This is a genomic window from Streptomyces sp. NPDC048349, from assembly GCF_040651925.1.
Taxonomy (GTDB): domain Bacteria; phylum Actinomycetota; class Actinomycetes; order Streptomycetales; family Streptomycetaceae; genus Streptomyces.
Genome location: NZ_JBEZLA010000127.1, coordinates 1 through 6,777 on the forward strand (window position 1 = coordinate 1; position 6,777 = coordinate 6,777).

A 6,777-nucleotide genomic window follows, 5' to 3' on the forward strand; every position below is an offset into this window, starting at 1 on the left:
TCCAGCTGCTGGAAGTCCTCCATCGAGGGGTCCTGCGCCTGGAGCATCGTCCCCATGGCTCCGTCGGCTACGACCACCCGCGTGGCGAGCGCCTCTCGGAGGGCGTCGGCCCGGGTCTGGGTGTCTGCGGGCGGGTTCGGCAACGAGGCCATGACTGAGCTCCCTGGGATGCGACGGCTGTCGGCTTTGCACCCCTGCTGTGTCAAGGGTGCACGCGGTCAGGGTAACCGCGGGGCACGTGACCCGGTGAGGGTGTCCCACGAAGCGGACTGCATTCTGTGGCGGGGGCGTCCGCTCGGGCGTGTCGGGCCGGGGTGCGGCTTCACACGTACGGTCCGGGACGCCTCACCATGCAAAACGTCGGCATCGACCGATAGTGTTCAGCATTGTCGAACTACGTCAGCAGGAGGCTGCGCCATGGCACGGAACATCCAGTCGCTCGAGCGAGCCGCTGCGATGCTGCGACTCCTGGCGGGTGGCGAGCGCCGGCTGGGACTGTCGGACGTGGCGTCGTCCCTGGGCCTGGCCAAGGGCACGGCGCACGGGATCCTGCGCACCCTGCAGGCGGAGGGCTTCGTCGAGCAGGACCCGGCCTCCGGCCGCTACCAGCTGGGCGCGGAGCTGCTGCGCCTGGGCAACAGCTATCTGGACGTGCACGAGCTGCGCGCCCGCGCCCTGGTGTGGACGGACGACCTGGCCCGGGCGAGCGGCGAGAGCGTGTACGTGGGCGTGCTGCACAAGAGCGGGGTGCTGATCATGCACCACGTCTTCCGGCCCGACGACAGTCGCCAAGTGCTGGAGGTGGGGGCCATGCAGCCGCTGCACTCCACCGCGCTGGGCAAGGTCCTGTCGGCCTACGACCCGGTCGCGCACACGCAGGCCCTGGAGGTGGAGCGCGAGGCGTTCACGCCGCGTACGGTCACGGACGCGGCCGGCTTCGAGGAGATCCTCGGGCTGACCCGGGCCCGCGGCTGGGCGGCCGACGTGGAGGAGACCTGGGAGGGCCTCGCCTCCGTGGCGGCGCCCATCCACGACCGGCGCAGGATGCCGGTCGGCGCGGTCGCCGTGGCGGGGGCCGTGGAACGGGTCTGCGGGGAGTCCGGCGAGCCCCGGGCGGCCCTGGTGGCGTCCGTGCGGGATTGTGCGCGGTCGGTTTCACGCGACCTCGGAGCGGGCCGATTCTGAGCTTGACCTGACTGATCCGACCCACCCTTGGCGGCTTCCAGCTGCGTTTGGGTGGGTTTTGTCATTTACTGATCATGGATTGGCCGGATTTGGCCGATCGCACCGAGTGGTAACGATCCGGTTCTTTGACCTGGCCGGGCCTTGACGGGTTCTTCACACAGGCGGAAAACTGCCGTTCATCGGTCGGCAATGTCGAACACCTACCGGCAATACGCGTTAAGGTGTGGCAAGGCCAAGGACCGGTGCAGCACTCACCGAGTGCGCGGAACCACCGGAGGGACCCGGTGTCCGCCCACCCCTGGACGTACGTAAGGAGTCGCGGGTGTCCAGCTCCGACATCTTCATCGGCGAGACCATCGGTACCGCCGTACTCATCCTGCTCGGCGCCGGCGTAGTTGCAGCCGTCGTACTCAAGCGTTCCAAGGCGCAGAACGCGGGCTGGCTGGCGATCACCTTCGGGTGGGGTTTCGCGGTCATGACCGCGGTCTACATGACCGGTACCCTCTCGGGCGCCCACCTCAACCCCGCCGTCACCGTCGGCATCGCGATCAAGGACGGCGACTGGAGCAACGTCCCCGTCTACGTCGCCGGCCAGCTGCTCGGCGCCATGATCGGTGCCACCCTGGCGTGGGTGGCGTACTACGGCCAGTTCCAGGCGCACCTCACGGATCCCGAGATCGTCTCCGCCCGGTCCGAGCACGCGGGACTGGTCGACCAGAAGACGGAGCCGGACGCCGGCCCGGTGCTGGGCGTCTTCTCCACCGGCCCCGAGGTCCGCAACGTGTGGCAGAACCTCGCCACCGAAATCATCGGCACCCTGGTGCTCGTGCTCGCGGTACTCGCCTTCGGCCTCAACGACGAAGGCAAGGGCCTCGGCACCCTCGGCGGTCTGATCGTCGCCCTGACCGTCGTCAGCATCGGCCTCTCGCTCGGCGGCCCGACCGGCTACGCCATCAACCCGGCGCGCGACCTGGGTCCGCGCATCGTGCACGCGCTGCTGCCGCTGCCGAACAAGGGCGGTTCCGACTGGGGCTACGCCTGGATCCCGGTCGTCGGCCCGCTGATCGGTGGTGCCCTCGCCGCGGGTATCTACAACCTCGCGTTCGTCTAAGCCCTTCGCCTACCGGACCTCCCAGGAGCAGCCACCATGACCAGCAGCACCGGCCCCTTCATCGCCGCGATCGACCAGGGCACCACCTCCTCCCGCTGCATCGTCTTCGACCGCGACGGCCGCATCGTCGCCGTCGACCAGAAGGAGCACGAGCAGATCTTCCCGAAGCCGGGCTGGGTCGAGCACGACGCCACCGAGATCTGGACCAACGTCCAGGAGGTCGTCGCCGGCGCCATCGCCAAGGCCGAGATCACCGCCGCCGACGTCAAGGCCGTCGGCATCACCAACCAGCGCGAGACCACCGTCCTGTGGGACAAGAACACCGGCGAGCCGGTGCACAACGCGCTGGTCTGGCAGGACACCCGCACCGACGCCCTGTGCAAGGAGCTCGGCCGCAACGTCGGCCAGGACCGCTTCCGCCGCGAGACGGGCCTGCCCCTCGCCAGCTACTTCGCCGGCCCCAAGGTCCGCTGGATGCTCGACAACGTCGAGGGCCTGCGCGAGCGCGCCGAGGCCGGCGACATCCTCTTCGGCACCATGGACTCGTGGGTCATCTGGAACCTCACGGGCGGCGCCCAGGGCGGCGTGCACGTCACCGACGTCACCAACGCCTCGCGCACCATGCTGATGAACCTGCACACCCTGGCCTGGGACGAGAAGATCGCCGAGTCCATGGGGGTCCCGCTCAACGTCCTGCCGGAGATCAAGTCCTCCGCCGAGGTCTACGGCCACGTCAAGGACGGCGTCCTCGCCGGTGTTCCGGTCGCCTCGGCGCTCGGTGACCAGCAGGCCGCCCTGTTCGGCCAGACCTGTTTCGCCGAGGGCGAGGCGAAGTCCACGTACGGCACCGGCACGTTCATGCTGCTGAACACCGGCGACAAGATCATCAACTCCTACAGCGGCCTGCTGACCACGGTCGGCTACCAGATCGGCGACCAGAAGCCGGTCTACGCGCTGGAGGGCTCCATCGCCGTCACCGGCTCGCTCGTCCAGTGGATGCGCGACCAGATGGGCCTGATCAAGTCGGCGGCCGAGATCGAGACCCTGGCCTCCTCCGTCGAGGACAACGGCGGCGCCTACTTCGTACCGGCCTTCTCCGGCCTGTTCGCCCCGTACTGGCGCTCCGACGCCCGCGGTGTGATCGCCGGCCTGACCCGGTACGTCACCAAGGCGCACATCGCCCGCGCCGTCCTGGAGGCCACCGCCTGGCAGACCCGCGAGATCACCGACGCCATGACCAAGGACTCGGGCGTCGAGCTCGCCGCCCTCAAGGTCGACGGCGGCATGACCTCCAACAACCTGCTGATGCAGACGCTCTCGGACTTCCTGGACGCCCCCGTGGTGCGCCCGATGGTCGCCGAGACCACCTGCCTCGGCGCCGCCTACGCCGCCGGCCTGGCCGTCGGCTTCTGGCCCGACACCGACGCCCTGCGCGCCAACTGGCGCCGCGCGGCGGAGTGGACCCCGCGGATGCCCGCCGAGCAGCGGGAGCGCGAGTACAAGAGCTGGCTCAAGGCCGTCGAGCGGTCCATGGGCTGGGTCGACGACGAAGACGCCAGCTGATCTCACCCAGCTGACGCTATCGACGAGGAGCTAAGAGAGATATGAGCAGCCTGCAGAGCGTTCCCGCCCTGGGTACGCACCCGACCGCCGGTTCCAACGCGAGCCGCGCCGAGACCCGTGAGCAGCTGGCGAAGGCCACGTACGACCTGCTGGTCATCGGCGGTGGAATCCTGGGCACCTCGGTGGCCTGGCACGCCGCGCAGTCGGGTCTGCGGGTCGCCATGGTGGACGCCGGCGACTTCGCCGGCGCCACTTCCTCCGCCTCCTCCAAGCTCGTCCACGGGGGCCTGCGCTACCTGCAGACCGGCGCGGTCAAGCTGGTCGCCGAAAACCACCACGAGCGCCGGGTGCTGGCCAAGGACGTGGCCCCGCACCTGGTCAACCCGCTCACCTTCTACCTGCCCGTCTACAAGGGCGGGCCGGTCGGCGCGGCGAAGCTGGGCGCGGGCGTGTTCGCGTACTCGGCGCTCTCGGCCTTCGGCGACGGCATGGGCAAGGTCATCTCGCCGGCCCGTGCCGCCGCCGACAACCCGGGCCTGAAGACGGACAACCTCAAGGCCGTCGCGGTCTACTACGACCACCAGATGAACGACTCCCGCGTCGCCGTGATGACGGTCCGCGCGGCCGTCGAGTCGGGCGCGGTCGTCCTCAACCACGCCGAGGTCACCGGGCTGCGCATGACGCGCGGCCGGGTCACCGGGGCCGAGCTCAAGGACCGCCTGGACGGCACCGAGTTCGGGGTGGACGCGCGCGTCGTGCTCAACGCCACCGGCCCGTGGGTGGACCACCTGCGGCGCATGGAAGACAAGCACTCGATGCCGTCCATACGCCTGTCCAAGGGCGCGCACATCGTGATGAAGCGCAAGTCGCCGTGGAAGGCCGCCATGGCCACCCCGATCGACAAGTACCGCATCACCTTCGCGCTCCCGTGGGAGGACCAGCTGCTGCTGGGCACCACCGACGAGGTGTACGAGGGCGACCCGGCGGACGTGCGCGCCACCGAGTCCGACATCCAGCAGATCCTGGACGAGGCAGCCTTCTCGGTGAAGGACGCCGACCTGGACCGTTCGCTGATGACGTACGCCTTCGCGGGCCTGCGGGTGCTGCCCGGCGGCCCCGGCGGGGTCGAGAAGGCCAAGCGCGAGACGGTCGTCTCCGAGGGCGCCGGCGGCATGCTGTCGGTGGCCGGCGGCAAGTGGACCACGTACCGCCACATCGGCCGCGTGGTCATGGACAAGCTGGCCAAGCTCCCCGGCAGCCCCCTGACCGACGACATGGAGCCGGTCAAGTCCCTCGTGCGCCGGGTGCCGCTGCCCGGCGTCGCCAACCCGAACGCGGTCGCGCACCGGCTGCTGGTGGACCGCGAGCCCGGCACGCGGATGGACCCGCTCACCGCCCGCCATCTCGCCTCGCACTACGGCTCGCTGGCCTTCGACATCGCCCGCCTGGCGAACGAGGACCCGGCGCTGGCCGAGCGCATCCACCCGGACGGTCCGGAGATCTGGGCGCAGGTCGCCTACGCCCGTGACAACGAGTGGGCGCAGACCGTCGACGACGTGCTGCGCCGGCGTACGACGGTCACGATCCGCGGCCTGGACGACGCCTCCGTGCGCGCCCGCGTCGAGGAGATGCTGAGCCACAAGGCATAGCCGAGGCATAGCTGTCACGCAGGTGGGGAAGAGGGGCGGTTCCGAGGGGAACCGCCCCTCTGCCGTGGGCTGTGGCCGGTGCCTCATCAAGGCTTAGGCTGGCCCACGTACACAAGGGAACTTCGGAAGGAGACCTGGGTGATCGAGCTTGAGGGCGTGCCCGAGCTGATCGACCCGGTCATGGTGGCCGCGTTCGAGGGCTGGAACGACGCGGGTGACGCCGCCTCCGGTGCGGTCGCACACCTGGACCGGGAGTGGAAGGGCGAGGTGTTCGCGGCGCTCGACGCCGAGGACTACTACGACTTCCAGGTCAACCGGCCGACGGTGTGGCTGGACAACGGAGTACGGAAGATCACCTGGCCGACGACGCGGCTGTCGGTGGTCCGGATCGGCGGTGCCAAGCCGCGGGACCTGGTCCTGGTGCGCGGGATCGAACCGTCCATGCGGTGGCGGTCGTTCTGCAACGAGATCCTCGGCTTCGCGCACGAACTGGGCGTGGAGATGGTGGTCATCCTGGGGGCGCTGCTGGGGGACACGCCGCACACGCGGCCGGTTCCGGTCAGCGGGGTCACCTCGGACGCGGACCTGGCGCGGACGATGGACCTGGAGGAGACGAAGTACGAGGGCCCCACCGGCATCGTGGGCATCCTCCAGGAGGCCTGTACGCACGCCGGTGTGCCGGCGGTGTCGCTGTGGGCGGCGGTCCCCCACTACGTCTCCCAGCCGCCCAACCCCAAGGCGACGCTGGCCCTCCTGAACCGGCTGGAGGATCTGATCGACATCCGGATCCCGCTGGGCGAACTCCCGGAGGACGCGCGGGCGTGGCAGCTGGGCGTGGACCAACTGGCCGCGGAGGACAGCGAGGTGGCGGAGTACGTCCAGACGCTGGAGGAGGCGCGGGACACGGCCGACCTGCCGGAGGCGTCGGGGGACGCCATCGCGAGGGAGTTCGAGCGCTACCTGCGCCGGCGTGACCCGGCGGCGGGGCCGGCCGCGGAGCCGGGTGACGGCTCGTACCTGCGGGATACGTCGAGCGGGGTGACGCGGCCGCCGAAGCGGAAGCCGGACGCCTCCGGCGAGGAGCCGCCGACCGTGGCTCCGCCGGACGAGGACGACACCCCTCCAGAGGCGTAGCCGCGGCGGGGGCGGGGGCGGTGGGGCCGCTGCGCGGAGCCTCTCCCCGCCCCGCCCTTTCTCCGTTTCCTGGGGCTCCGCCCCAGACCCCGCGCCTCAAACGCCGGCCAAATCCAGCCTCGCCGGCGTTTGAGG

Annotated in this window: 5 protein-coding genes; all 5 read left to right on the plus strand. The window is 70.3% G+C overall.

Features of this window, described 5'->3' with window-relative positions; all coding sequences use genetic code 11:
* Positions 1 to 417: 417 nt before the first annotated feature.
* Positions 418 to 1,185: an IclR family transcriptional regulator gene (locus tag AB0D44_RS33990; protein ID WP_362598660.1), complete on the plus strand. Its 768-nt coding sequence runs from the start codon at positions 418 to 420 to the stop codon at positions 1,183 to 1,185.
* Positions 1,186 to 1,507: 322 nt separating this feature from the next.
* A complete protein-coding gene (locus tag AB0D44_RS33995) occupies positions 1,508 to 2,296 on the plus strand; it encodes an MIP/aquaporin family protein (RefSeq protein ID WP_362598662.1) in 789 nt (262 codons plus the stop codon).
* A 36-nt stretch (positions 2,297 to 2,332) separates the two neighbouring features.
* Entirely contained in the window at positions 2,333 to 3,859 is a 1,527-nt protein-coding gene (glpK, locus tag AB0D44_RS34000) for a glycerol kinase GlpK (RefSeq protein WP_362598665.1), read from the plus strand.
* Positions 3,860 to 3,900: 41 nt separating this feature from the next.
* A complete protein-coding gene (locus AB0D44_RS34005) occupies positions 3,901 to 5,508 on the plus strand; it encodes a glycerol-3-phosphate dehydrogenase/oxidase (RefSeq protein ID WP_362598668.1) in 1,608 nt (535 codons plus the stop codon).
* Between the two features lie 138 nt (positions 5,509 to 5,646).
* On the plus strand, positions 5,647 to 6,642 hold the full coding sequence (locus AB0D44_RS34010) for a PAC2 family protein (protein ID WP_362598670.1): 996 nt from the start codon (positions 5,647 to 5,649) through the stop codon (positions 6,640 to 6,642).
* The last annotated feature ends 135 nt before the right edge of the window (positions 6,643 to 6,777 follow it).

Bases quoted from the DNA above. Each gene is read 5' to 3' on its own strand.
- glpK (WP_362598665.1), top strand. From the start codon at position 2,333: ATGACCAGCAGCACCGGCCCCTTCATCGCCGCGATCGACCAGGGCACC.
- AB0D44_RS33990 (WP_362598660.1), top strand. From the start codon at position 418: ATGGCACGGAACATCCAGTCGCTCGAGCGAGCCGCTGCGATGCTGCGA.
- AB0D44_RS34005 (WP_362598668.1), top strand. From the start codon at position 3,901: ATGAGCAGCCTGCAGAGCGTTCCCGCCCTGGGTACGCACCCGACCGCC.